This window comes from Belnapia sp. AC561, assembly GCF_979252845.1.
Window position 1 is genome coordinate 47181 of the sequence record NZ_CEEDBP010000014.1, and the last position, 25074, is coordinate 72254.

21 protein-coding genes are annotated in these 25074 nt (G+C 68.4%); 10 read left to right on the forward strand and 11 right to left on the reverse strand.

The window, feature by feature from the left end:
- Positions 1-3144: an efflux RND transporter permease subunit gene (locus AC0IW9_RS13615; RefSeq protein WP_471648803.1), complete on the forward strand. Its 3144-nt coding sequence runs from the start codon at positions 1-3 to the stop codon at positions 3142-3144.
- Between the two features lie 2 nt (positions 3145-3146).
- Here the strand turns inward: AC0IW9_RS13615 and AC0IW9_RS13620 are convergent, their stop codons facing one another.
- The 3 genes from AC0IW9_RS13620 to AC0IW9_RS13630 form a co-directional block, all read right to left on the reverse strand.
- Positions 3147-4424: an MFS transporter gene (locus AC0IW9_RS13620; RefSeq protein ID WP_471648804.1), complete on the reverse strand. Its 1278-nt coding sequence runs from the start codon at positions 4422-4424 to the stop codon at positions 3147-3149.
- 71 nt (positions 4425-4495) lie between these two features.
- On the reverse strand, positions 4496-5584 hold the full coding sequence (locus AC0IW9_RS13625) for an HlyD family secretion protein (protein WP_471648805.1): 1089 nt from the start codon (positions 5582-5584) through the stop codon (positions 4496-4498).
- Positions 5581-6039, reverse strand: coding sequence for a MarR family winged helix-turn-helix transcriptional regulator (locus tag AC0IW9_RS13630; RefSeq protein WP_471648806.1), 459 nt, complete (start codon positions 6037-6039; stop codon positions 5581-5583). Before AC0IW9_RS13630 ends, AC0IW9_RS13625 begins: the two co-directional genes overlap by 4 nt.
- A 66-nt stretch (positions 6040-6105) precedes the next feature.
- Between AC0IW9_RS13630 and AC0IW9_RS13635 the strand changes: the two genes are divergently transcribed.
- The gene (locus tag AC0IW9_RS13635) at positions 6106-7620 is read left to right on the forward strand and encodes a DHA2 family efflux MFS transporter permease subunit (protein WP_471648807.1); all 1515 of its coding nucleotides are present in this window, start codon (positions 6106-6108) and stop codon (positions 7618-7620) included.
- A gap of 53 nt (positions 7621-7673) precedes the next feature.
- Here AC0IW9_RS13635 and AC0IW9_RS13640 read toward each other — a convergent pair whose 3' ends face one another.
- Positions 7674-8447, reverse strand: a complete 774-nt coding sequence (locus AC0IW9_RS13640) for a hypothetical protein (RefSeq protein ID WP_471648808.1) — start codon at positions 8445-8447, stop codon at positions 7674-7676.
- A 25-nt stretch (positions 8448-8472) separates the two neighbouring features.
- A complete protein-coding gene (locus AC0IW9_RS13645) occupies positions 8473-9834 on the reverse strand; it encodes an MmgE/PrpD family protein (protein WP_471648809.1) in 1362 nt (453 codons plus the stop codon).
- A gap of 86 nt (positions 9835-9920) precedes the next feature.
- Between AC0IW9_RS13645 and AC0IW9_RS13650 the strand changes: the two genes are divergently transcribed.
- On the forward strand, positions 9921-10910 hold the full coding sequence (locus AC0IW9_RS13650) for a Bug family tripartite tricarboxylate transporter substrate binding protein (RefSeq protein ID WP_471648810.1): 990 nt from the start codon (positions 9921-9923) through the stop codon (positions 10908-10910).
- A 10-nt stretch (positions 10911-10920) separates the two neighbouring features.
- Here the strand turns inward: AC0IW9_RS13650 and AC0IW9_RS13655 are convergent, their stop codons facing one another.
- Positions 10921-11355, reverse strand: coding sequence for a thioredoxin domain-containing protein (locus AC0IW9_RS13655; protein WP_471648811.1), 435 nt, complete (start codon positions 11353-11355; stop codon positions 10921-10923).
- Positions 11356-11484: 129 nt separating this feature from the next.
- On the opposite strand from AC0IW9_RS13655, the gene AC0IW9_RS13660 reads away from it, so the two are divergent.
- Positions 11485-12129: a carboxymuconolactone decarboxylase family protein gene (locus AC0IW9_RS13660; protein ID WP_471648812.1), complete on the forward strand. Its 645-nt coding sequence runs from the start codon at positions 11485-11487 to the stop codon at positions 12127-12129.
- Here the strand turns inward: AC0IW9_RS13660 and AC0IW9_RS13665 are convergent.
- From AC0IW9_RS13665 to AC0IW9_RS13675, 3 genes are read right to left on the reverse strand one after another with little or no spacing between them, the layout of a single operon-like run.
- A complete protein-coding gene (locus AC0IW9_RS13665) occupies positions 12116-12262 on the reverse strand; it encodes a hypothetical protein (protein ID WP_471648813.1) in 147 nt (48 codons plus the stop codon). The two genes, AC0IW9_RS13660 and AC0IW9_RS13665, sit on opposite strands and share 14 nt — an antisense overlap.
- Before the next feature lie 28 nt (positions 12263-12290).
- The gene (locus tag AC0IW9_RS13670; RefSeq protein ID WP_471648814.1) at positions 12291-13607 is read right to left on the reverse strand and encodes an LLM class flavin-dependent oxidoreductase; all 1317 of its coding nucleotides are present in this window, start codon (positions 13605-13607) and stop codon (positions 12291-12293) included.
- On the reverse strand, positions 13607-14674 hold the full coding sequence (locus AC0IW9_RS13675) for a TauD/TfdA family dioxygenase (protein ID WP_471648815.1): 1068 nt from the start codon (positions 14672-14674) through the stop codon (positions 13607-13609). The genes AC0IW9_RS13670 and AC0IW9_RS13675 overlap by 1 nt, the downstream gene beginning before the upstream one ends.
- Positions 14675-14762: 88 nt before the next feature.
- On the opposite strand from AC0IW9_RS13675, the gene AC0IW9_RS13680 reads away from it, so the two are divergent.
- Entirely contained in the window at positions 14763-15611 is an 849-nt protein-coding gene (locus tag AC0IW9_RS13680) for a TauD/TfdA dioxygenase family protein (RefSeq protein WP_471648816.1), read from the forward strand.
- Between the two features lie 3 nt (positions 15612-15614).
- Here the strand turns inward: AC0IW9_RS13680 and cysC are convergent, their stop codons facing one another.
- Both cysC and cysD read right to left on the reverse strand, forming a co-directional pair.
- Entirely contained in the window at positions 15615-17453 is a 1839-nt protein-coding gene (cysC, locus tag AC0IW9_RS13685) for an adenylyl-sulfate kinase (protein WP_471648817.1), read from the reverse strand.
- Positions 17453-18439: a sulfate adenylyltransferase subunit CysD gene (gene cysD, locus AC0IW9_RS13690; RefSeq protein ID WP_471648818.1), complete on the reverse strand. Its 987-nt coding sequence runs from the start codon at positions 18437-18439 to the stop codon at positions 17453-17455. The genes cysC and cysD overlap by 1 nt, the downstream gene beginning before the upstream one ends.
- A gap of 110 nt (positions 18440-18549) precedes the next feature.
- Between cysD and AC0IW9_RS13695 the strand changes: the two genes are divergently transcribed.
- From AC0IW9_RS13695 to AC0IW9_RS13715, 5 genes are read left to right on the forward strand one after another with little or no spacing between them, the layout of a single operon-like run.
- Positions 18550-19635 (forward strand): ABC transporter ATP-binding protein, encoded by a 1086-nt coding sequence (locus tag AC0IW9_RS13695; protein ID WP_471648819.1) that lies wholly within the window; start codon positions 18550-18552, stop codon positions 19633-19635.
- Between the two features lie 14 nt (positions 19636-19649).
- Positions 19650-20696, forward strand: coding sequence for an ABC transporter substrate-binding protein (locus tag AC0IW9_RS13700; RefSeq protein ID WP_471648820.1), 1047 nt, complete (start codon positions 19650-19652; stop codon positions 20694-20696).
- A complete protein-coding gene (locus tag AC0IW9_RS13705; RefSeq protein ID WP_471648821.1) occupies positions 20693-22021 on the forward strand; it encodes an LLM class flavin-dependent oxidoreductase in 1329 nt (442 codons plus the stop codon). Before AC0IW9_RS13700 ends, AC0IW9_RS13705 begins: the two co-directional genes overlap by 4 nt.
- Positions 22018-23745, forward strand: a complete 1728-nt coding sequence (locus AC0IW9_RS13710; RefSeq protein WP_471648822.1) for an ABC transporter permease subunit — start codon at positions 22018-22020, stop codon at positions 23743-23745. Before AC0IW9_RS13705 ends, AC0IW9_RS13710 begins: the two co-directional genes overlap by 4 nt.
- Before the next feature lie 4 nt (positions 23746-23749).
- A complete protein-coding gene (locus AC0IW9_RS13715; RefSeq protein WP_471648823.1) occupies positions 23750-25048 on the forward strand; it encodes an NtaA/DmoA family FMN-dependent monooxygenase in 1299 nt (432 codons plus the stop codon).
- Positions 25049-25074 lie beyond the last annotated feature (26 nt).

Genomic DNA, 25074 nt, shown 5'->3' on the forward strand with positions numbered 1-25074 from the left:
ATGGCCCCTTCCCTGACGCCCCGGGGGGCAGACCCCGGCTACCGGAACATCTCCGCCTGGTCGATCCGCAACCCGATCCCGACCGCGGTGCTGTTCCTGCTGCTGACCTTGGGCGGGATCGTCGCCTTCCCCGGGTTGCGGATCAACAACACCCCCGACATCGACCTGCCGGCGGTGGTGGTCAGCATCCTGCAACCGGGCGCCGCCCCTTCCGAGCTGGAAACCCAGGTCACGCGGCGGGTGGAGGATGCGGTCGCGGGGTTGGGCGACGTCAAGCACATCACCTCCATCGTGCAGGACGGCACCTCGACCACCGTCATCGAATTTTCCCTCGGCAAGGATGTCGACCGCGCGACCAACGACGTGCGGGACAAGGTCTCGCAGATCCGCGCCGACCTGCCGGCCGCCATCCGGGACCCCATCGTCAGCCGCATCGAGATCACCGGCGGCGCCATCCTCACCTATACCGTCGCCGCCCCGGCGATGAGCACCGAGCAGCTCTCATGGTTCGTCACGGATACCGTGGCGAAGTCCTTGCTCTCCATCTCCGGCGTCGCCCAGGTGAACCGCATCGGCGGGGTGGAGCGCGAGATCCGCGTGGCGCTGCGCCCGGATCGGCTGCTGGCGCTCGGCATCACCGCGGTGCAGGTGAACCAGCAGCTGCGGGATGCGAATATCAACCTGCCTGGCGGCCGCGGGACGCTGGGGGCCAGCGAGCAATCGATCCGCACCCTCGGTTCGGCCAATTCGGTCGAGGCGCTGGCGGCCCGGCCCATCATCCTGCCCGGCGGCCGCACCGCGCGGCTGGGTGATCTGGCGGAGGTGACCGACAGCACCGCCGAGATCCGCACCGCCGCCCGGCTGAATGGCCTGCCGGTGGTCGCCTTCGAGGTATTGCGGACGCGTGGTTCCTCCGAGGTGAAGGTCGCCAAGGCCGTGGCCGAACGCGCCGCGTTGCTGGAGCAGCAGCATCCGGGCGTCGAGGTCCGCAAGGTCACCTCCACCGTCGCCTTCGTCGAGGCCGGCTTCTGGGCGGCCATCGATGCGCTGTTGTTCGGCTCCGCGCTCGCGGTCTTCGTCGTCTGGCTGTTCCTGCGCGACTGGCGGGCGACGGCGGTGACCTGCGTCGCCATGCCGCTCTCACTCATCCCCACCTTCCTGGTGCTGAGCTGGCTCGGCTATGCGCTCAGCAACATCACCCTGCTGGGGCTGACCCTGGTGGTCGGCGTGCTCGTGGATGACGCGATCGTCGAGATCGAGAACATCGTCCGTCACCTCCGCACCCATCCCGAGCGCGGCGCCTGGCGGGCGGCGATGGATGCCTCGGCCGAGATCGGCCTCGCCGTCATGGCGACCACCGGCGCCATCCTGGCGGTCTTCGTCCCGGTGACCTTCATGCCCGGCATCCCCGGGCAGTTCTTCCGCCAATTCGGCCTGACCGTCGCCGCCGCCGTCACCTTCTCCCTGCTGGTGGCACGGATGCTGACGCCGCTGATGGGCGCCTACCTGCTGAAGCCGACGACACGGGCGGGGTCCGAGGAAGTGGGGGATGGCAGGATAGGCCGACGTTACCTGGCATTGCTCGGCTGGTGCCTCCGGCATCGCTGGGCCACGCTGGCGGGGGCGACCGGCTTCTTCGTCCTCTCGGTCGCCCTCGTCCCGCTCATCCCCTCGGACTTCATCCCCGCCGCCGATCGCGGCCGCTCCGCCATGGCGCTGGAGCTGGCCCCCGGTGCGACCCTGGCCGATACCGATGTCGCCGTCCGCCGCGCCACCGCCATCCTGCGGGAGCGCCCGGAGGTCGCCTCGGTCTTCGCCTCGCTCGGCACCGCCAGCATCGCCGGCGGTGGGCCGGGCATGGGCAGCACCACCACCCAGGGCGATCCGCGCAACGCCAACCTCATCATCACCCTGGTCCCACGCGGCGAGCGTGCCCTGACCCAGCAGCAGTTCGAAGCGGCGGTGCGGCCGGCGCTGGAAGCCATTCCCGGCAGCCGCATCCGCTTCGGGGCCGATGGAATGAGTGGTGCCAAGGCCTCCATCACGCTGATCGGCGAGGATGCCGGACGTCTCGCGGCCGCGGCGCGGGAATTGGAGACCCAGATGCGGAGCATCCCGGCGCTTTCGGGGGCGCGGTCCGTCGCCAGCCTGGAACGGCCGGAACTGCAGATCATGCTGCGCGATGCCCGGGCCGCGGAGCTGGGGGTTTCCGCCGCCATGGTCGGCGCCACCGCCCGCATCGCCACTATCGGCGATGTCGACCAGGCGCTGGCCCGCTTCAACCTTCCGGACCGGCAGATCCCGATCCGGGTGATGCTGGCGGAGGATGCGCGGGGCAATCTGGATGCGCTGCGTGCGCTGCGGGTCGCTGGCCGGGCCGACCTCGCCATCCCGCTCGATGCCGTGGCCGAGATCCGCCACGGCGCCGGCCCGGCGCAGATCGACCGGCTGGACCGCGTCCGCAAGGCGACCATCGAGGCCGAGACCAATGGCATGCCGCTGGGCGAGGCGACCAAGCTGATCGCCGCCCTGCCGATCATGCAGGCGCTGCCCGCCGGGGTGCGCGAACGCGAGGTCGGCGACAAGGAGGTGATGGGCGAGCTGTTCGGCGGCTTCATCATGGCGCTCGGCGCCGGGGTGCTGCTGGTCTACCTCGTGCTCGTGCTGCTGTTCGGCGGCTTCCTGCAGCCGCTGACCATCATGTCGGCGCTGCCGCTCTCGCTCGGCGGCGCGCTGATGGCGCTGCTGCTGGCGCAGAAGGCGCTGGGCGTCTCGGCGGTGATCGGCGTGCTGATGTTGATGGGCATCGTCGCCAAGAACTCCATTTTGCTGGTCGAATACGCCGTGGAGGCACGCCGCGCCGGCTTCCCGCGCGGCGCCGCGCTGGTCGAGGCGGCCCGCAAGCGGGCCCGGCCCATCGTGATGACGACCATCGCGATGACCGCCGGCATGGCGCATATCGCCGCCGGCATCGGCGCCGATGCGGAATTCCGCGCGCCCATGGCACTGGTGGTGATCGGCGGGCTGATCACCTCCACCCTGCTCAGCCTGGTGGTGGTGCCGGTGGTCTATACGGTGGTGGATGACTTCGGCGAATGGGCGATGCGGCTGTGGCGCCGGCCGGCCCCGGCGCCTGCGGAATAGGCTCAGCGGCGCAGCAGCAGCAGGGCCAATAACGGGATAACGGCGGCCAGGGTGAAGGTGCCATGGAAGGCGGCGAGGAAGGCCTCGCCCGAAGTGGCGCCTCCCTGCAAGGCGCTGAACAGCAAGGTAAGCAGGGAGGCGGCGGTGACCACGCCCAGGGTGCGGGTCATCATCGCCAGGCTGCCGGCCACGCCCCGGTCCTGCCGTGGCAGGGTGGCGGTGACGCTATCGGTATAGCTGAGTTGCAGCAGACCCAGGCCGGCGCCGTGCAGCAGCAGTGCCAGCACCAGCAGCGCCAGCGGCGTCGCCGCGCCCCATAGCGCCATCGCGCCCAGCCCCGCCGCTACCAGCCCGATGCCCGCCGCGGCCATCCGCCGCGCCGGCACGCGGCCGAGCAGCCAGCCGCCCGGCGCCGCGACCAGCATCGCCCCGGCCGGCGAGGCCGCCAGCACCAGCCCCGCCAGCGCCACCGGCAATCCGGCGACGCGGGTGAGGTAATAGGGCACGAAGAGCAGCACGGCGAAGGCGGCCGTGTTGGCCAGCACATTGGCCAGGTTCAGCGCGGCGAAGCCCGGCAGGCTGAAATAATGCAGCGCGATCACCGGCCGCGCACTTCGCCGGCTCTGCCGCAGGAAGCCCCATAGCACGGCGAGGAACAGCAGCCCCAGCGGCAGCGCCACCAATCCGCCGCCGCCGAGCCGGTTGATGGCCAACAACAGGCTACCGATCGCCAGTGCCAGCAGGGTGGCACCCGGTAGGTCGAAGGGCTCCCGCACCCCCGGCGGCGGGGCGCCGGCGCCGCGCAGCAGCAGCAGGGCCGCCAACGCGATGGGTGTGCGGAACCAGAATACCGCCTCCCAGCCGAACCAGGCGACCAGCAGCCCGCCGAGCGAGGGACCCAGCACCGAGCCGGCCGAGAACATCAGGGTATAGAGGCCGAGCACCCGCGGCCGCAGCGCCTCGGCGAACCAGCCGGTGACCAGCGCCGGCCCGCAGCTGATGACCAGTGCCGCGCCGATGCCCTGCATAACCCGGCAGGCGAGCAGCCAGTCATAACCCGGCGCCCAGGCACAGAGCAGGTAGGCCAGCGCGCTCCAGGCCAGCCCGGCGCGGAAGACCCGCGCATGGCCGAAGATGTCACCCAGCCGGCCGATGCCGAGCATCAGGCTGCCATAGGTCAGCACGTAGCAGATGACGATCCACTGGATTTCCGGCAATGCCAGTCCAAAATGCGCGGTGATGGCGGGGAAGGCGATGTTCAGCGCGCTGTCCAACGGCACCACCATGGTGCCGAGGCCGACCGCCAGCAGCCGCCCCAGTGCGGCGCCCTTCAGCCCCAGCGGAGCGGCCTTCAGGGAGACCCGGCCGCGCTGGCGCTGCCGCGGCCCAGCTTCGCCATGCTCTCGAAGATATCCATCAGGCTGCGGCGCTGGCCGGTATCGATTGCAACCGTCGCCGTCACCCCGGCCCACAGCGCCGGCTCTCCGGCGAAGGGTTGCAGACGCACCCGCACCGGCAGCCGCTGCACCACCTTTACCCAATTCCCGGAGGCATTCTGCGGCGGCAGGATGGCGAATTCGGCCCCCGTCGCCGGGCTGATGCTCTCGACTTCGCCCTTCCAGACGATATCCGGGTAGATGTCGAGCACCACATCCACCGGCTGGCCCACCGCCACGTGGGTCAGGGTGGTTTCCTTCAGATTGGCCTCCACCCAGGGCCGCCGGTCGGAGACCAGGGCGAAGACCGGCGTCGCCGCCCGCACCTGCTCGCCGCGTTGCAGCCGCATGTTCACCACCGTGCCGCCGGTCGGGGCGGTGATGGTCGTGCGCGCCAGGTCGAGCGCGGCACGGTCACGGTCCGCCAGCTTCTCCCGGACCGAGGGATGGTCATCCACCGCCAGGTCCACATCGCCTTTCAGTGTCGTCAGCAGCCGCACCATCCGCTGCCGCAGCACGTTGATCCGCTCGCGCGCCACCAGCGCATCACTCTGGGTCTCCTCCACCCGCACCGCCGGCGCGACGCCGCGGGTGGCCAGGTCCTGTTGCCGCCTGGCCTGGCGCAGCAGGTAGTCGGCGCGGCTTTCCAGCTCGCCCAATTCGCTGCGGGTCTCGTGATAGGTGGCGCGGGAGGTCTCCACCAGCACGCGGGCAGCTTCCAACTCCGCCTCGGCCTTCTCGAGAGCGAGCTGGAAGGGCGCCGGGTCGATCCGCAGCAGCAAGCCCCCGGCCTCGACGCGGCTATGATCGCGCACCGCGACCTCCGCCACCCGCCCGGCGATCTCCGGCGCAATCTGCACGATATCGGCCCGGACGTAGGCATTCTCGGTGGTGATGGTGCGGCCCCCGGCCTGCCAGGCGAAGGCGGCGCCCCCTGCGGCCAGCAGCGGGACCAGCACCAGCAGCCCCAGCCGCAGCAGCATCCGGCGGCGGGAGGGACTCATGCGGCCGGCCCCATGGCGAGCAGGGTGCCCTTCACCCGCTCCAGCATGCCGGTCAGCGCCAGGCGCTCCTTCGGGGCGAGCGAGGCCATGGCGTCATCCACCATCTCGGCGGCGATCTGCCCCATCTCGGCCTGTACCCCTTCCGCCTCGGTGGTGAGGTAGAGCCGCTTGACCCGGCGATCCACCGCATCCGGCCGGCGGATCACCCAGCCCTTGCGCTCCAGCCGGTCGATCATCCGCCCCGCGGTCGGCCGCTCCACCTCCAGCATGTCAGCCAGTTCCGATTGGCTGACCCCAGGGCTGCGGTAGAGCAGGCTGAGCACCAGCCACTGCGAACGCGTCAGGCCGATCCGCTGCACGCGGCGGTCGAAGGCCGCCCGCATCATCCGCGCCACGTCGGAGATCAGGAATCCGATGGTCCGGCGGTCATCGAGCGGGATGGTCGGCAGCGGCACGGTTGGGGCTCGCCAGGATTAGGTACTCAGGTCACTATCACCCAGGCAATATTCGTCAAGGCACCGATGTCCGACGCGCCAGCCGTGCTCGACCTGTCGCTGACCCGCCGGATCATGATCCTGGCCTCGGTGGTGCTGGGCTCGACGCTTTATGCGACGACGCTGCTGGTGGCCTCCACCCTGCTGCCGCAGATGCAGGGGACCTTCGCCGCGACCGCGGATGAGATCGCCTGGACCACCACCTTCAACATCCTGGCGACCGCCATCGTCACGCCGATGACCGGCTACTTGGTCACCCGCTTCGGCCGGCGGCGGGTGATGCTGTTCTGCGTCAGCGGCTTCACCCTGGCCACCTGGCTCTGCGGCCAGGCGGATTCGCTGGAGACGATCGTGTTGTGGCGCATCGTCCAGGGCGGTATCGGCGCGCCGGTGGTGCCGCTGGCCAATGCCATCGTGCTGGACAGCTTCCCGCGCCGTCAGGCCGGCCTCGTCAGCTCGATCTTCGGGATGACGGTGGTGCTGGGGCCGGTGGTCGGCCCGGTCTTCGGCGGAATGCTGGCGGAGGCGCATAACTGGCGCTGGGCCTTCTACATGATCGTCCCGGCCGGCGTGCTGGCGGTGGTCGCGCTTCGCCTCACCCTGCCGCCGGACCGGCCCGGTGCCCAGGTACCGCTCGACTGGACCGGCTTCCTGGCGTTGGCCACCGCCATCGCCTGCGTCCAGCTCGTGCTGTCCCGTGGGCAAAGGCTGGACTGGTACGAAAGCCCCGAGATCATCGCCGAGACCTGCATCGCGCTGCTCGCCTTCTACATCTTCCTCGCCCATAGCCTGACGACACGCTTTCCCTTCCTGAATTTGAAGCTGCTGCTGAACCGGGACTACGGCCTGGGGCTGCTTCTGGTCTTCATCTACGGGATGGTGAATTTCACCCCCATCGTGCTGCTGCCATCGCTGCTGCAACAGCATGCGGGCTATCCGGATTCGATCATCGGCATGGTGGTCGGCTACCGCGGCATCGGCGGCAGCATCGGCTTCGCCAGTACCCTACTGATCGGCCGCTGGGATCCGCGTATCGGCATGGGCATCGGCTTCGGCCTGCTGGTGGCCTCCGGGCTTTGGCTGGCCAGCCTCAACCTCAACGTCGGGACCGATGAGCTGCTGATGAATGCCGTGCTGCAGGGCGTCGCCGTCGGCATCATCTGGGTACCGCTTACGGTGATGACCTTCTCGACGCTCGAGAGCCGGCACATGGCGGAAGCGATGTCGCTGTTCCACCTGCTGCGCAACATCGGCTCCAGCCTCTTCATCTCGCTCAGCGTCGCCGAGATCATCCAGGCGACGACGATGAACTACAGCCGCATGACGGAGATGATCACGCCCTACAACCGCGTGCTCACTACGCCGGGCCTGATGGGCGGCTGGACCATCGAGACGCTGCCGGGCCTGGCCAGCCTCAGCAAGGAGATCAACCGGCAGGCGGCGATGATCGGCTATGTGAATGCCTTCGGCATGTACACCCTGGCCTCCGCCGCCGCGATCCTGCTGGTGCTGCTGGCCCGTCGCCGCCCGCGCCAGGCCTGATTGCTGGACTGAGCCCTTCAACACCACGATGCTGAAGTCCTGCTCAGCCGCAGTTAGGCCTGGTCGCTGGCCACGTGGTCGCGGCCACGCGGGAACTGCACCATCACCACTTCCAGCCCGGCTTCGCCGGCAGTGGCTTCGAATGGCGGCTCATTCGGACCGACGAAGGCGCAGGAGAGCGGCGGCAGCACCTCCCCGCCCGGCAGATTCAGGGAGCCCGCCGTCACGACCCAGAACTGGCCATCCCCGGTCACCGGGTCGGTCCCCTCGAGACGGGAGCCCGGGGGCATCCGGTGCCGCCAGGCACCCATCCCATCGGGCGCGACCGCCAGCAGCGGATCGATGGAGGAGGCCTCAGGCGCAGCGGTTACCGGGGATGCCGGCTCGGCAAAGGCATCGCGGAACCGGCGTCGGACCCCACGCATCTCCTCGCGCGCCGCGGGCAGGTAGCGGGCGCCCGGGTCATAGCCATTGCGCAAGGTGAAATACTGCAAGCCCTCGGGACCGGCGGTAATCGGGCCATAGGCGCTATAGGCATTGCTGTAGTGCACCGCGACCGGCTCGACTGCATGCCCGCCCAGCCTGCCGCTGCCGGCGACCACGATCTGGAATTGGTTCGCCACGTGGAAATGCGTCTGCACCACCGAGCCTGGCGGCTGCTCCACGAGGAAGGCCATCGGGTAGATCGCCTCGGGCCCTGGTGGCGGCGCCGCGTCCGGACTGTAGCGATTGGCGCCGATGAAGGTGGTCAGATGCGCCGGGACGCCATTGGAGACGATCGGCCGCCGACTGCTGCGCACGGCATCGATGGGGGCCACGACTGCCATCTTGCATTCTCCTCGCTTGGCCTGCTCAGGCCGCTTGCGCGGCAGGAGGCGCCAGGATTGCCTCCAGCCGGGCCAGAAAGGCAGCCGGCGCCACAGCCTTGCCGCCGCCGGCCGTGTGACGGGCCAGGCAATCGGCGATCTTCGCTTCCATCTCCGCCCGGGTCGCCGGCCGTGCCGGCGAACCTGGAATGGGTCCCGCCTCGCCCCGCGCCATCTCCCGGCCATCGACGGTCACCGAAAGCCGTGCCGTCCCATGCTCCAAACCCTGCGCGCCATCGGCTGCCACCGGCTCCTCGATAACCCGCACACGGTCCATGCGAGCCTTGGCTTCCGGCCGGGCCACCGCCGCATCCTCGAAATCCGCGAGGCCGATGCTGCCCTGCCAGAGCGCCACTGCCACGGTATATTCAGCGGAGAATTTCGCCTCCAGCCCAGTGGTGGGCAGGCTGGCGCGCAGCGGCTGCATCCCACCCGCCGGCACCCGCAGCGTCAGGATCGCTTCGGCCGGTGGCGGCGCGTTCAGCGGTGCCCGGGCATCCAGCGCCGCGGCGATCAGCCGGTGCGTCGCATAGCAGCAGGGATAGAGTTTGCGGGCGATGCTGCCCGGCCGCGCATCCAAGGCGACATCGGCCGCCCGCGCCGTGGCCCCGGCATCGCCGCCGTAAAGGTCGAGGAAGCCCCCCGGCGCGAAGACATCGGCATCGGCGGTCAGCCCGGCCTGGGCCAGGGTCGCCGCCCGCACCGCGGCAGCGGCGGCGAAGCCGGCCTGGGCGGGTTTGGCCATGGCCCCGAAATTACGCTGCAATCCACCGGACTGCGCCGCCGCCAGGGCCAGCGCATGCCGCGTCGCCACCCGGTCCAGTCCGAGCAGATGCGCCAGCGCCGCCGCCCCGGCCAAGGGACCGATGGTCGAGGTCGCATGCCAGCCGCGCCGGTAATGCGCGAAGCCCAGCGCCCTGCCGAGCGCCGCGTTCACCGCGATCCCGATGGCGAAGGCTGGCGCCAGCCGGGCGGCAGGCAAGCGACCCACCGCCTGCATCGCCAGCAGCGCCGGCACCAGCACGACGGAGGGATGCGAGGTACTGTCCAGATGCACGTCGTCGTAGTCGAGGGCATGGCCGGCGGTCGCGGTGATCAGCGCGGCATGTTCGGCCGTGGGCGCGGTGCTGCCATCCAGCAGCGGCACCGCGCCGCCGCGCCAGGCGCCGGCCGTTGCCCGCGCCACCGGCTCGAACCAGCCGGCATGGGCACAGGCCAGGGTATCGGCGAAGGCCAGCAGCACATCCTGCCGGTCCTCGGCGGAAAGCGGTGGCGGCGCCGTGACCAGGTCACAGACGCGTTCTATCAGCCCTGCCGCCATGGTTTCCTCCCTTGTCGAGGCCAGCATGTCCGCGCCTCCCGCGCCATGCAAGCCGGCCCGCCCTTGTCCGAACTTGTCTTCCCCCTTTAGGCTTCGGGCATGGAGGGAACCGAATGAACGGGTGGACACGTGCCTGCGGCGCCATGCTGGCTGCCGTGCTGAGCCTGACGGCGCCAGTCCAGGCCCCACCAGCCCAGGCCCAGGACTACCCGACCCGCCCGGTGACCATCACCGTCTGCTTCCCGCCCGGCGCCAGCACCGATACCATCGCCCGTCGCATCGCCGAGCGCCTGACCACCAGCCTCGGCCGGCCGGTGGTGGTGGACAACCGCGGCGGTGCCGGCGGCAACATCGCCGCCTCGCTGGTCGCCAAGGCGCCGCCGGACGGCCATAGCCTGCTGTTCTGCGCGACTGCCGGGCTGGTCATCGCCGCCGCCGCACGCAGTCCGCTCGACTTCGATCCGCAACGGGACCTGGCGCCGGTCGCCCCGGTCGGCGCGCTGACCGTGCTGCTGCTCACCCGGCCTTCGCTGCAGGTGCAGACCCTGCAGGAATTCCTCGCCTATGCCCGCGCCCGGCCCGGGCAGCTGAATTTCGCCAGCATCGGCGTAGGCAGTTCCTTCCACCTCGGGCTCGAGCAGATCAATGCCGCTGCCGGTGTCGCCATGACGCATATCCCCTTCCGTGGCGGCGGCCAGGCAGTGCCGGAGCTGCTGGCGGGGCGGCTGGACGCCATGTTTGCCAGCTGGTCGCTGGCCAAGCCGCATGTCCAGGCCGGTTCGGTCCGGCCGCTCGCCATCGCAGGCGAGGAACGCTACGCCGAACTGCCCGATGTACCGACCCTGGCGGAGGCCGGGCTGCCGGACATCTGGGTGCAGGAAGGACTTGGCTTCTTCGCCCCGGGCGGCACCCCGGCACCCATCATTGCCCGGCTCAATGCCGAGATTACCCGCATCATCGGCGAGCCGGTGCTGCGCGACTGGCTGATCGCCCAGGGCGTTCCACCTTCGCCCAGATCGCCTGAGGCTTTCCGGGCTCAGTTGCAGGCCGGCGTCAGCACCATCGAGGCGCTGATCCGCCGCATCGACCTCAAGCTCGACTGATAGGCCCGGCTCACGCCGCGCGGCGTGCCCAATCGATGATCTGCCGCGCCGGCATGACGCCGCTCTGCCGTGCCCGCTCCACCCCGCCCGCGAAGAGTGCCAGGGTCGGGATGCTGCTGATGCGGAATTCCTGCGCGACCGCCGGCGCTTCCTCGGTGGAAAGCTTCACCAGCCGCATCCCCGGCTCCAGCGTGGTTGCCGCCGTGGCGAATTCCGGCGCCATGGTCCGGCAGGGGCCGCACCAGGAGGCCCAGAAATCCACCAGCAGCGGAATCCCGCTGAGCCTCAGGTGCCGGCGGAACCGCGCCTCATCCAGGGCCACCGGCCTGCCCGGGAACAACGGGGACTTGCACACGCCGCAACGCGGCCCGTCGCCCAGCCTTGCGGTCGGCACGCGGTTGATGGCGTCGCATTCGGGACAGACGATCTGCGTGGCCTCGGTCATCGGCATTCTCCCTGCGGGGCTGCTTGGTGAGATAGGTGGCTGGCAGCCTGAATACAGGCACCATGCCCTCTTGTTCCCGATGTCCGGCGCGCGCAGGCTTGCGTCAAAGAACCCACGGGAGAAGACGATATGCGATCCTTGGCCCTGGTCGCCGCGCTTTGCGCCGTGCTTGCCACGCCCGCCGCGGCGCAGAACCGCTTCCCGACCCTGACGCCGGAGCAGATGACGCCCGAGCAGAAGGCCCTCGCCGCCGCCATCCAGGGCGGGCCCCGCGCCGCCGTGCCCGGGCGGGACAATAGCATCGGCGGCCCCTTCAACCCCTGGCTCCGCAGCCCCGGTGTCGGCGACAAGCTGCAGCAGCTCGGCGCCGAGCTGCGCTTCCGCAGTTCCATCCCAGCCGCACTGAACGAATTCGCCATCCTGATCACCGCGCGCGAATGGTCGTCCCAATACGAGTGGTTCGCCCATCATCGCCTGGCCATGGCAGCCGGCCTGCCCGCCTCCGTTGCGGCCGACCTTGCCCAGGGCAAGCGGCCGGAGGGCATGAACGAAGACCAACGTATCGTCTATGATTTCTGCACCGAGATGCACCGCACCCGCTTCGTCTCGGATGCCACCTTCGCCGCCGCCAAGCAGCGCTTCGGCGAACAGGGCGTGATCGACCTCATCGCCGTCAGCGGCTATTACGTCGCCGTCTCGATGACGCTGAACACGGCACGGGTCGGACTGCCGGAGGGCGTGGCCCCGCCGCTGCCGGAACTCAGCATCCGGTGACGCGGCCCGAGGCGATGCAATCCTGGTAGGACATTGCCCGCTGCACGGCGGGAAACAGGAAGTACCCGCCGACCAGCAGAGCGACAACGATGAGCAGCCCGATGATCCCGCCATAGTCCCGCCGCTGCGCCATCGTTACCTCTTACCGATCGGCGGCAGGTCTAAAACCCCGCCTCCGGCCGCGCCAGCCCGTAATGCCCACGCAGCGTCCCGTCGGTGTAGCCGGTTCGGAACAACCCGCGTTGCTGCAGCAGCGGCACGACCTGCTCGATGAAGCTGCCGAGCATCGCCGGCAGGACCGGCGGCATCAGGTTGAAGCCATCGGCGGCGCCGGTCCGGAACCAATCCTCCATCAGGTCGGCAACCTGTTCCGGCGTGCCGAGCGTGACGAAATGCCCACGCGCGCCGGCGAGATAGCCGAGCAACTGCCGCAGCGTCGGCTTCTCCCGCCGCACCAGCCCGACGATCACCTCGGTCCGGCTGCGTGCCGCCTGCACCGTATCCGGGTCGGGAAAATCCTCCGGTGCCAGCGGCCGGTCGAGCGGCAGGTGCGAAAAATCATGGCCGCCGAAGCGGCCGGAGAGCCGCTGCCGCCCCACCTCCGGGTCCGAAAGATCTCCCAACTCGCGCCAGATGCGCTGGGCCTCCGCCTCGGTGCCGCCGATGACCGGACAAAGCCCCGGCAGCACCAGCACCTGATCAGCCGATCGGCCCAGCGCCGCTGCCCGCGCCTTCAGGTCGGCATAGAACTCCACCGCCGTCGCCTTCTCCATCTGCGCGGTGAAGACCGCTTCGGCATGCCTCGCGGCGAAGCCCCGGCCGGTCTCGGACGACCCTGCCTGCACGAAGACCGGCCGGCCCTGCGGCCCACGCGGCAGATTCAGCGGACCGGCAACGCGGTAATGCGCGCTGGCATGATCGATCCGGCGGATGCGCCCCGGTGCGGCATAGCGCCCGCGCTCCCGGTCATCCAGCACCGCATCATCCGCCCAGCTGTCCCAAAGCGCGGTGACGGCCTGCATATATGCCTCGGCCCGGGCATAGCGCTCGGCGTGGCCGAGTTGAGCCTCGTCACCGTAGTTCTTTCCCGCCGCCGCCAGCCAGGTGGTGACGATGTTCCAGCCGACCCGGCCGCCGCTGATATGGTCGAGGGAGGCGAATTGCCGGGCCAGGTTGTAGGGCTCGGTATAGGTTGTGGAGCAGGTGGCGATCAGTCCGATACGCCGTGTCGCTCCGGCGATCGCCGCCAGTGTCGTGACCGGCTCCAGCCAGGCGCGCGGCGCATTGGCGACGTCGTCGCCGACCGCCAGCGTATCGGCGAGGAAGATGCTGTCGAGCAGCCCCGCCTCCGCCTGCTGCGCCAGTTCCGTATAGTAGCGGATATCCGCCAGCCCCAGCGGCGAGGCGTCCGGATGCCGCCAGGCCGCCTCATGATGGCCCCGACCATGGATGAAGAGGTTGAGGTGAAGCTGCCGCATCACCCCCATCCCCCGTCCAGCGGTGCCGAAAGCGGCACGCCGGCAACCCGGATACCGGCCGGCCGGCCCTTGGCCGTCGCGCCTTGCCAGGCGGCGGTATAGACCTCGGGCAGCGCCGGGCCATCCGGACAGGCCAGCCACAGCCGGAACAGGTGACGGCGATCGGCCGGGTCGGGGAAATCCTCGTAGGCAGTACGCGAATGCATGATCCAGTGGTTGCTGACGAACTGCATGTCGCCGGGCTGGAAATCCATGTCGAGGTGGATCGCCGGGTCATCCGCCAGGGCATCCAGCGCGTCGCAGGCCGCCTCCAGCGCCGGCGTGGTACGCGGCACCTCGGGAAAGCGCTGCGCCTTGCGCATGGCGCTCCGGACATAGGTTGCCACCAGCCCGCCACCCGGCATCGGCGTGAAGACCGGCACGGCATACCAGGGCTCCGCCCCGTCCGGCACCTCGCCCCGCCGGTCGCGATAGACCGGCTTCAGCAGTTCCGGCAGCAGTGCCGGGTGCCGCCGCAGCATCTCGTTGTACAAGGTCCAGGAACTGACGAGGCTCGACTTGCCTCCCGCCTTCGCTGGCTTCAGGCAGAGCAGCGCGACGATATCCGAGCTGTCGCAATGGTAGGGTAGCCGCGCCGCCGTCTGGTAGCCGCGATGTTCGGGCCGGGCGTAGTCCGCGCCGATATCCTTCACATGTCCCAGGATATGCCCCATCGCATTCTGTGACACCGGCTCCCCCAGCAAGGTGCCGAGGCCGAAATAGGCGATGGCGCATTGGCGGATGGTCCAGCGTTCCACCGGCACCCCCCGTACCAGCAGGAAGCCGCGGCCATGCAGCACCGCCTGCCGTACCTCCGCCACCAGCGGCTGCAACTCCGGCACCTGCAGATGCTGCGGCCCGATCGCGGCGATATCGATGCCGGTCGCATCCAGTCGCGCCACCGCCGCGTCCAAGGATGCAATCTCGCCGGGTGCCAATGGCCTGACCCAGTCCGTACGAGCGGCAACCTCCGGCCCATACCAGACCTGCGGTCCCTGCACCGGTTGCAGCCCCATGGCTTCGGCCATTGCAGCGTCTCCGTCGTTTCCCCTTGTCGCAGAGCCTAGGCACGCCACCCTGGCCACGGCAAGCTGTGCCAAAGATCGGAGGAAGCCCATGCTCAAGGTCATCCCCACCGGCGCCGCCCTGGCCGCCGATATCGCCGGCATCGATCTCGCGCAGCCCCTGCGCCCGGCCGATTTCGGCGCCATCCGCCAGGCCTGGATGCAGCACCATGTCCTGCGGGTCCGCGGTCAGTCCCTGACCGACGACCAGCTCATGGCCTTCAGCCGCAACTTCGGCGCGTTGGACCGCAATCCGCGCCAGGCCAAGGGCGAGGCCCGCGACACGGCAGCGGACCATGTCCTCGTCATTTCCAATGTCGTTGAAAACGGCAAGCCGATCGGCGGGCTCGGCAACCACGAGTCCAAATGGCATACCGACATGAGCTATGTCGACATTCCGCCCATGGCCTCGGCGCTCTATGCCCTGGAGGTCCCGCCCAGCGGCGGCGATACCAGCTTCTGCAACATGGTTGCCGCCTACGAGGCGTTGCCGGCCGCCACGCAGGAGTTGATCACCCATCTCTCCTGCGTCCATGACAGCAGCCTCAACAGCGTCGGTCAGTTGCGCATCGGCTTCGAGGCGGTGACGGACCCTCGCCGCACGCCCGGTGCCGTCCACCCGCTGGTCCGCACCCATCCGGTCACCGGCCGGCAGGGACTTTTCCTCGGCCGCCGCCGCAACGCCTATATTCCCGGCCTCGACTTGGCCGAGAGCGAGGCGCTGCTGGATGAGCTGTGGGACCACGCGACACAGTCGCGCTTCTGCTGGACCCAGCATTGGAAGGTCGGTGATCTCGTCCTCTGGGACAATCGCTGCGTCCTGCACCGACGGGATGAGTTCGAGGGCAGTGCAAGGCGGGTGATGCATCGTACCCAGATCAGCGGCGATCGCCCATTCTGATCCTCAGCGGAAAGCGCCACGCTGTCGCAGCAGGGCCACGACCTGCTCCGCCATCACTTCCGCCGAGGCGGTGGTGGTCCGCAGTCGCAATTCCGGCGCCTCCGGCTCCTCATAAGGCGCATCGACGCCGGTGAAGTTGCGGATCAGACCGGCATCCACCTTGCGATAGAGCCCCTTGGGGTCGCGCCGCCGGCATTCGTCGAGGGGAGTATCGACGAAGACCTCGATGAACTCCTCCGCCCCGAACAGCGCCCGCGCCGCTGCCCGGTCCACCCGGAAGGGGGAGATGAAGGACACCAGCACGATCAGCCCGGCGTCCAGCAGCAGCTTCGCGGCCTCCGCCGCACGGCGGATATTCTCGCTGCGATCGGCTTCGGTAAAGCCCAGGTCGCGGTTCAGCCCATGGCGGACATTGTCGCCATCCAGCGTGAAGGTATGCCGACCCAGGGCATGCAGGTAACGCTCGGCGAGGTCGGCGATGGTCGATTTGCCGGAGCCGGAAAGCCCGGTGAACCAGACCACCACCGGCCGCTGTCCCTTGGCCACGGCCCTGGCCTGCTTGTCCACCGTCATCCGATGCCAGGTGATCTCGGTTGCCGCCGCCTGGGCGGTGACAACCATGCCGACCCCGATGGTCGCCTGGGTCATCCGGTCGATCAGGATGAAGCCACCCAACTCGATGCTGCTTGCGAAAAGCTCGACAGCCACCGGCAAGGCCAGCGCGATGCCGATCCGCGCCACATCATTCGCCACCAGGCTCTCAGCCGGCTCCATGGCGAAGCTGCCGATGTCCACCCGGTACTGGATGCCGCTGATCGATGCCGGGACCGTCGCGGTGCCGAGCTTCAGCACCAGGCTGCGGCCGGGCGCCATCGGCTCCTCCGCCAACCACAGCACATCAGCGACCAGACGGCTCGCCATCGTCACCGGATGCGCGGCATCCGCCAGGACATCCCCACGTGAGACATCCAGCGGCTGCGACAGCACCAAAGTCACGGGATCGCCCGCCACTGCCTCGTCCCGGTCGCCATCGAAGGTCACGATGCGGGCCACGGTGCCGGTACGGCCCGAGGCCGCCACGCGCAGCACATCGCCCGGCCGGACGGTGCCGGCGGCGATGGTGCCGGCATAGCCGCGGAAGGCTTCGCTCGCACGATTGACCCATTGCACCGGCATGGCAAAGGGCCGTTCCAGTTCCGGCCGCACCACGTCCACCGTCTCCAGCAGGCCGAGCAATGTGGGACCATGGTACCAGGGCATCCGCAGGCTACGCGCCACGACATTGTCGCCCTGCCGTGCGCACAAGGGGATCGCCACCACGCTGGCGAAGCCGAGGTCCCGCACCGCCTCTGCATAGGCCGCAGCCACCGCATCGAAGGGTGCCTGGTCGAATCCGGCCAGATCCATCTTGTTCACGGCCAATACCACGTGGCAGATACCGAACATGGCCGCGATACGCGAATGCCGCCGGGTCTGCGGCAGGATGCCATGGCGCGCATCCACCAGCACGACCGCCATCTCCGCCTGGGACGCACCGGTCGCCATGTTGCGGGTGTACTGCTCATGCCCCGGCGTATCGGCGACGATGAATCGGCGCCGCGGGGTGCTGAAGTAGCGCCAGGCGACATCGATGGTAATGCCCTGCTCCCGCTCTGCTGCCAGCCCATCCACCAGCAGCGCATAATCGAGGTTGTCGCCATCCGTGCCATGCCGCGCCGAGTCCCGTGCCAGCCTCGCCAGCACGTCCTCCGGCACCAGCGCCGCATCATGCAGCAACCGACCGATCAATGTGGACTTGCCGTCATCGACGCTGCCGCAGGTGAGGAAACGCAGGGCTTGCATCAGAAATAGCCCTCGCGCTTCTTCTTCTCCATGCTGTCGGCGGGGTCATGGTCGATCAATCGGCCGCCACGTTCCGAGATCCGAAGCCCGTCCATTTCGGTCAGGATTTCCGCGACCGTCTTTGCTTCCGACAGTTGCGCCGCCGAAAGCGGATAGCAGCCCAGTGACCGGAAACGTACCCGCCGCAGCGTCGCCGCCTCCCCAGGTCTCAGCCGCATGCGGTCGTCATCCACCATGATCAGCCTGCCATCGCGTTCGACCACGGGCCGATCCGCCGCGAAGTACAGCGGCACGACCTCCACCCCCTCGGCCAACAGATATTCCCAGATGTCGCGTTCGGTCCAATTGGAGAGAGGAAAGACCCGTAGGCTTTGGCCCGGCTGCACTCGCCCGTTGTAAAGCCGCCAGAATTCCGGCCGTTGAGTCTTTGGGTCCCATTCCTGCCGGGCATTCCGGAAAGAGAAGACGCGCTCCTTGGCACGGGATTGCTCTTCGTCCCGCCGCGCACCGCCGAAGGCCGCGTCGAAACCATGCATTGCCAGTGCCTCACGCAGCGCCACGGTCTTCATTGCATGGGTATAGACACCGGCACCATGGTCGAAGGGATTGATTCCCTCAGCCTGCGCCGCCGCATTCGAGTGCACCAGCAGCCGCAGGCCTAGCCGCTGCGCCGTCGCATCCCGGAAGGCGATCATGTCGCGGAATTTCCAGCCGGTATCGATATGCAGCAGCGGAAAAGGCAACGGCATGGGATGGAAGGCCTTGCGCGCCAGATGCAGCATGGCCGTGCTGTCCTTGCCGATGGAATAGAGCATCACCGGCGCAGCACATTCGGCCACGACTTCCCGGATGATGTGGATCGCCTCGGCCTCCAGCCGATGGAGATGCGCGCTCTTCTCGATCCGCAGCGGTATAGCGTTCATTGCCATTATAGAAGAATGCCAAAAAATTGGCTTTCTGCCTAGCTTGAGGGCGAAAATCGCCAAATTTGGCCAAAATCCGCCATGCCGCACCCTCGACGATCGCCAACGCCCGCAGCACACTCGAATCCTTCACGAACGCGATGGCTAACCTACAGCCAGCCGAGGACCGTGGCATGGACCAGCACGTCGCCGCCCCATCGGGTGTGGCGCCCTTACCTGTGGCAACGACGCCGAAGCTTGCCGCACGCGGTATCGCCAAGCGCTATGGCGCAGTGGATGCCTTGCTGCCGATGGACCTCGAGGTCGCACCAGGCGAATTCCTCACCGTGCTAGGGCCTTCGGGCTCCGGCAAGACCACCCTGCTGCAGATCATCGCCGGGCTGACCGAACCGACCGCCGGCCGGCTTTTCATCGATGGACGGGACGAAACCCATACCCCGGCGCATAAACGCGGCATCGGCGTGGTCTTCCAGAACTACGCTCTTTTCCCGCATCTTACGGTGGAGGAGAATGTCTCCTTCCCGCTGCAGATGCGCCGCATCGCTGCCGCCGAGCTGCGCCGCAAGGTTCTGGCGGCATTGGAGATGGTCGGGCTCGGCGCCATGCTCGATCGCTTCCCACGCGAGCTCTCCGGCGGCCAGCAGCAGCGCGTCGCCTTGGCCCGCTGCTTCGTCTATGAGCCGGCGCTGATCATCATGGATGAACCGCTGGGTGCGCTCGACCGCAAGCTGCGGGAGACGATGCAGATGGAAATCAAGCGCCTGCACCGCGACACCGGCGCCACCATCATGTTCGTGACGCATGATCAGGAGGAGGCCCTCGCCCTCTCGGATCGCATCTGCCTGCTCGACCATGCCCGCATCGAGCAACTCGGCACCCCGCAGGAGATCTACGAGCATCCCGCCAGCCTTTTCGTCGCGGATTTCATCGGCATCTCCAACGTGCTGCGCGGCCGGATCGACGGCGGGATATTGGTCACCGCGGATGGCCCGCTGCCGTTGCGGCCGACCACGGCGACCGGCGCCGCCGCGCTGGTGATCCGCCCCGAGCATATCGAGATCGACCCGCCCACCGGCCCGACCATTCCCGGGATCGTCGGCGACAGCGTTTATGCCGGCTCGGAATTCCGCGTCCTCGTGACCCTTGGCTCGGGGGCCGGCCTCATCATCCGCCGCTCCGCCAGCCAGGGTGGTCTGCGGCCCGGCACGCCGGTCCGGCTCGGCTGGGCGACCGACCGCGCCCGCCTCTTGCCCGCATGACAGGAGACTTCCCGATGATAAGCCCGACCCGCCGCGGCATGCTGCAAGCCGGGCTCGCCGCGCCCTTCGTCTTCACTGCCGAACGCGCCTTCGCCGCCGAGCAGATCACCGTCGCCGATGTTGGCGGTGCCCCGGGTGCCGCAATCCGGAAGGCCTTCTACGACCCCTTCGAGAAGGAGACCGGCATCAAGGTGGTGGGCGTGCCGCATGAGGCAGACCCGACCATCCAGTTCCGGCTGGTGGTCGATACCCGCAGCTATATCTGGGACGCCTGCATGATCACGCCCTCCAACGTGATCACGCTTTCCAAGCCCAAGGAATACCTGGATACGCTGAATATCCCAGCCGCGGCAGGCTCTGACCTCGTGCCGGGAATGCTCACCTCCAACTGGCTCGGCTTCTCCGTCTTCAGCAGCACCCTGGCGTACCGGACCGACAAATTTCCTGGGCCCGGCCCGCAGAGCTGGGCGGATTTCTGGGACGTGGCGAAATTCCCCGGTCGGCGTGGCCTTTATCGCGGTGTCAGCGGCGTGCTCGAAGCGGCGCTCATGGCCGATGGCGTGGCGGCGAAGGATCTCTACCCGATCGACGTCAACCGTGCCTTCAGGAAGCTCGATCAGATCAAGCGGCACATCAATGTCTGGTGGACCAGCGGGGCGCAGAATACCCAGCTGCTGCAGAGCGGTGAGGTGGATATGGCGGATACCTGGGGCGCCCGCGCCAATGCCGCCATCGACAGCGGGGCGCCGGTGAAGATTGTCTGGAACCAGGGCCTCTATTCCACCGATGGCTGGTCCATCCCGAAAGGCACCCCACGCGCCGATCTGGCCCGCAAATTCTGCCTTTTCTGCATCAAGCCGGAACAGCAGGCGATCTACTCCACCCAGGTCGCCAATGGGCCGAGCAATACCCGCGCCTATGATTTCATGACGCCGGAGCGCGCCAGGGTGCTGCCGACCTCGGCCGAGAATATCAAGGGTCTGGCCGCCACAGACCACGCCTGGTGGGGCGTCAACCGCGCCCGGGTGGTGGAGCGCTTCCAGGATTGGCTGCTCGCATGAAAACCATGGCCCTGGCCGCGCTGGTCCATCCCACCGGCACCCATGTCGCCTCCTGGCTGCATCCCGGCACCCAGGCCAATGCCTCGACCGATATCGACTACTACCGGTCCATGGCCCAGCTTGCAGAGCGCGGCATGTTCGACCTGTTCTTCATCGCCGACACGCCGGCGGCGCGGACCACCAACCTTACCGCCTATGCCCGCTTCCCGATGTTCATGAACGTCTTCGATCCGGTGACCCTGCTCGCCGCGATCGCCGGCGCGACCACGCATATCGGCCTCGGCGGCACGATGAGCACCAGCTTCTCCGAGCCCTACAACGTCGCCCGGCAATTCGCGTCGCTCGACCATATCAGCCATGGCCGCGCGGCCTGGAACGTCGTCACCTCGGCCAATGACTTCGCCGCCCGCAACTTCGGCCTGGACAAGCTGCCGCCGCATGCGGACCGCTATGCCCGCGCCCGGGAATTCGTCCAGGTGGTGCAGGCGCTATGGGACACCTGGGAGGATGGCGCCTTCATCCGCGACCGCGCGCTCGGCCTGCATTTCGACCCGGCGAAGCAGCATCCTGTCGCGCATGAGGGCGAGTTCTTCCGTGTCAACGGCGCGCTGAACATCGAGCGCACGCCGCAGGGCCAGCCGGTCATCATCCAGGCCGGCGCCTCCGATACCGGCCGCGACTTCGCCGCCGAAACCGCCGAGCTGGTCTTCGCCTCCGACAGCACCATCGAGGGTGGCCGCAAATTCTACGCCGACCTCAAGGGCCGCATGGCGAAATACGGCCGCGAACCTGGTCAGCTCAAGGTCCTCGCCGGCCTGCCCGCCGTGGTGGCCGATAGCGCCGCGGAGGCGGAGGACATGTACCAGACGCTCCAGGCGCTGATTCACCCCGATGTCGGCCGCATGCGGCTCGGCATGGATCTCGAGGCGGATCTCACCGGCCTGCCGCTGGACGAGCCCATCCCGGAAGATCGCATCCCGAAATCCGCCAATCTGCACAAGGCGTATTTCGACCATATCGTCGGCATGATCCGCGAGGGCCTCACCCTTCGCCAGCTCTACATGCGGTATGAGCGCGGCAACAAGACCATCCGCGGCACGCCGAAGCAGGTCGCCGACCACATGGAGGAATGGTTCACCACCGGCGCCGCCGATGGCTTCATGATGACCTTCAGCACCATGCCGGCCGGGCTCGAGGCCATCGTCACCAAGCTCATTCCCGAACTCCAGCGCCGCGGCCTGGTGAAGACCGAATGGCGTGGCCGGACGCTGCGGGAGAATGTCGGCCTCACCCGCCCGGCAAATCGCCACGCAGCCGCGCAATGACCCTGGCCGGGCGGCGGCTGGATCCGCTCTGGCTCGCCGTCCCCGGGCTGGTTTTCCTGTTGGGTTTCCTCATCGGCCCGACCCTGCAGCTGCTGTCGATCAGCTTCGGGGACCCGGATACCGGTGGCTTCTCGCTCGCAGCCTATGAGCGGGCCTTCGGGGTCCGTGTCTATACCCGCATCATCTCCAATACCTTCATCATCGCCTTGCAGACCACGCTGCTCTGCCTGCTGCTCGGCTATCCCCTGGCCTATTGGTTGTCCCGCCTGCCGAAGCGGCGGCAGCGCATGGTCTCGCTGCTGGTGCTGCTGCCTTTCTGGACCAGCGCGCTGGTGAAGAATTTCGCCTGGCTGGTGCTGCTCGGCCGCAGCGGCGTGCTCTCCGGCGTGCTGGTCTCGCTCGGCTTGGCCGCACCGGGGGAGGTGCTGTTCAACCGCGGCGCCGTGCTCTTCGCCATGACGCATAGCATGCTGCCGCTGGCGGTCATCGCCATGCTCTCGGTCATGGGCCAGATCGATGGCCGCCTGACCGCGGCCGCCGGCACTCTAGGCGCCACCCGGATCGAGGCCTTCTGGCGGGTGTTCTTCCAGCTTTCCATGCCGGGCGTCGCCTCGGCCGGGCTGCTCGTCTTCATCGGCTCGCTCGGCTACTTCATCACCCCCGCACTGCTCGGCAGCCCGCGGGAGACGATGATGGGGCAGGCCATCATCACCCAGATCCAAACCCTGGATAATTGGATCTTCGCCAGTGCGCTCGCCGCCATGCTCATTGCCGCGGCACTGCTGAGCTGCCTGGTCTTCGACCGGGTCTTCGGGTTGTCGACCATGTCCGGCGGCGGTGGCCGGCAGCGGGGTGCCCGCAGCCTGTCGCGCCGGGCCGGGATGACGCTGCTGGCCTTCGTCGCCCGCGCCTTCTCCGGCCTCGCCGAGGCGCTGGCCCGGCTGCTCGGCGGCCATCGCTTCGGCTGGCTGCTGCCGGCCTATGCCATCACCACCATCGCCGTGCTGATCCTGCCCATCCTGGCACTGCTGCCGATGGCCTTCACCAGTTCCACCTTCCTGTCCTTCCCGCCGCCCGGCTACAGCCTCCGCTGGTTCGCCGAATATTTTCATTCGGCGGTCTGGGTTTCCGCCACCTTGCGATCCTTCGGCATCGGCCTTGCCACGGCAGTCGCCACCCTGCTGATCGCGACCCTTGCCGCCTTCGGCCTCGCCCGTAGCGGCAGCCGGCTCACCGGCGCTGTCTTCCTGATGTTCATGCTGCCGATGATCGTGCCCTCGATCGTCGTCGCCATCGCGCTCTTCTACCTGTTTGCGCAGCTTGGGCTGGTGGCGACCGATCTCGGCATCATGATAGGCCATACCGTCCATGCCATCCCGATCGCCTTCGTCATCATCCTGGCGACCCTGAAAGGCTATGACTGGCGCCTGGACCAGGCCGCCGCCACGCTTGGCGCCAACCGTGCGCAATCCTTCTGGCGCGTGGCCATGCCCCTGACGAAGGGCGGGCTGGTCGCCGGCTTCATCTTCGCCTTCCTGGCCTCATTCGAGGAGCTGACCGTCGCGCTCTTCGTCGGCGGTGGCCTCCGCACCACCCTGCCGAAGCAAATCTGGGACGACGTCATCCTCCAGGTGAGCCCGACATTGGTCGCCGCGTCCGTGGTCGTGGTGGTCGTGGTCACCAGCCTGTTCCTGCTTGCGGAATGGCTGCGTCCGAAGGAGTAGTGCCTTGCCCCGCCGGATGAACCTTGTCGCCTATCTGAAGACCGGCCCCACCGCCAACCATGCCGGCGGCTGGCGCCATCCTGGTGCCGACCTGCAGAACATCCTCGACCCTGCCCGCTACGAGCACATTGCCCGTGTGCTAGAAGCCGCCCGCTTCGACGGCTGCTTCTACGCCGATGCCTTCGGCATCCCGGACATCCACCGCGGCAGCTTCCGCCCCTATGTCGAGCTGGGCGGCCAGATCAGCTATCTCGACCCCATGCTGGTGCTGCCGCTGATGGCGCGCGTCACCCGTCACCTCGGCCTCGGCGCCACGCTGTCCACCACCTTCCACCCGCCCTATCTGCTGGCGCGGATGCTCTCGACGCTGGACCACCTCAGCGGCGGCCGCGCCTGCTGGAACATCGTCACCTCCGCCACCGAATTCGAGGCGCGCAACTTCGGCACCACCCTGCCGCCCAAGGACCAACGCTACGACCAGGCAGATGAGGTGCTGGAAGCCTGCTGCGCCTTGTGGGAGTGCTGGGAGCCCGATGCCCTGGTGCTGGACGCCGCGGCCGGGCGCTTTGCCGACCCGGACCGCATCCGCTACGCCGATTACGCCGGCAAGTACGTCACCACCCGCGGACCACTCGCCATGCCGCGCAGCCCGCAGACCCGCCCGGTTTTCCTCCAGGCCGGCGCTTCCCCGCGCGGCCGCGCCTTCGCCGCGCGTTGGGCGGAAGCGGTCTTCTGCTCCTCCCACGGCAGGGAGGAGACGATTGCCTTCTACGCCGAGATGAAGAACCGCGTAGTCGCCGCCGGCCGCGCGCCGGAGGATTGCGCCATCCTCCCCGCGCTCTCGGTGGTGCTGGGGGAGACCGCCGCCATCGCCCGGGAGAAGGCTGCTCATCTGCATTCCCTGGTGAATCCGGAGCTTACCCTGGCGACCAATTCCACCATGTTGGGCGCCGACCTCAGCCAGCACCGCACGCCGGAGGCCCTGGCCGCCGCCCAGGGCCACCAGGGCATCAAAGGCACCGAGGATCGCGTCCTCCAGCTCATGAAGGCCGAGGGCATCAGCTTCGCCGAGGCCGCAAGCCGGCCCCGCGGCCTCATCGTCGGCACTGCCGCCATGGTCGCCGACCACATGGAAGATCTGTTCCATGCCGGCGGCTGCGACGGCTTCGTGCTCTCGCCGACCGTCTCGCCCCTGATGTTCGAGGAATTCGGCCGGATGGTCGTGCCCGAGTTGCAACGCCGTGGCCTGTTCCGCACCGAATACGCCGGCAGCACTCTGCGGGAGAACCTGCGCCGGCCGTAACCCTCGATCATGACGGGTCATGCCGC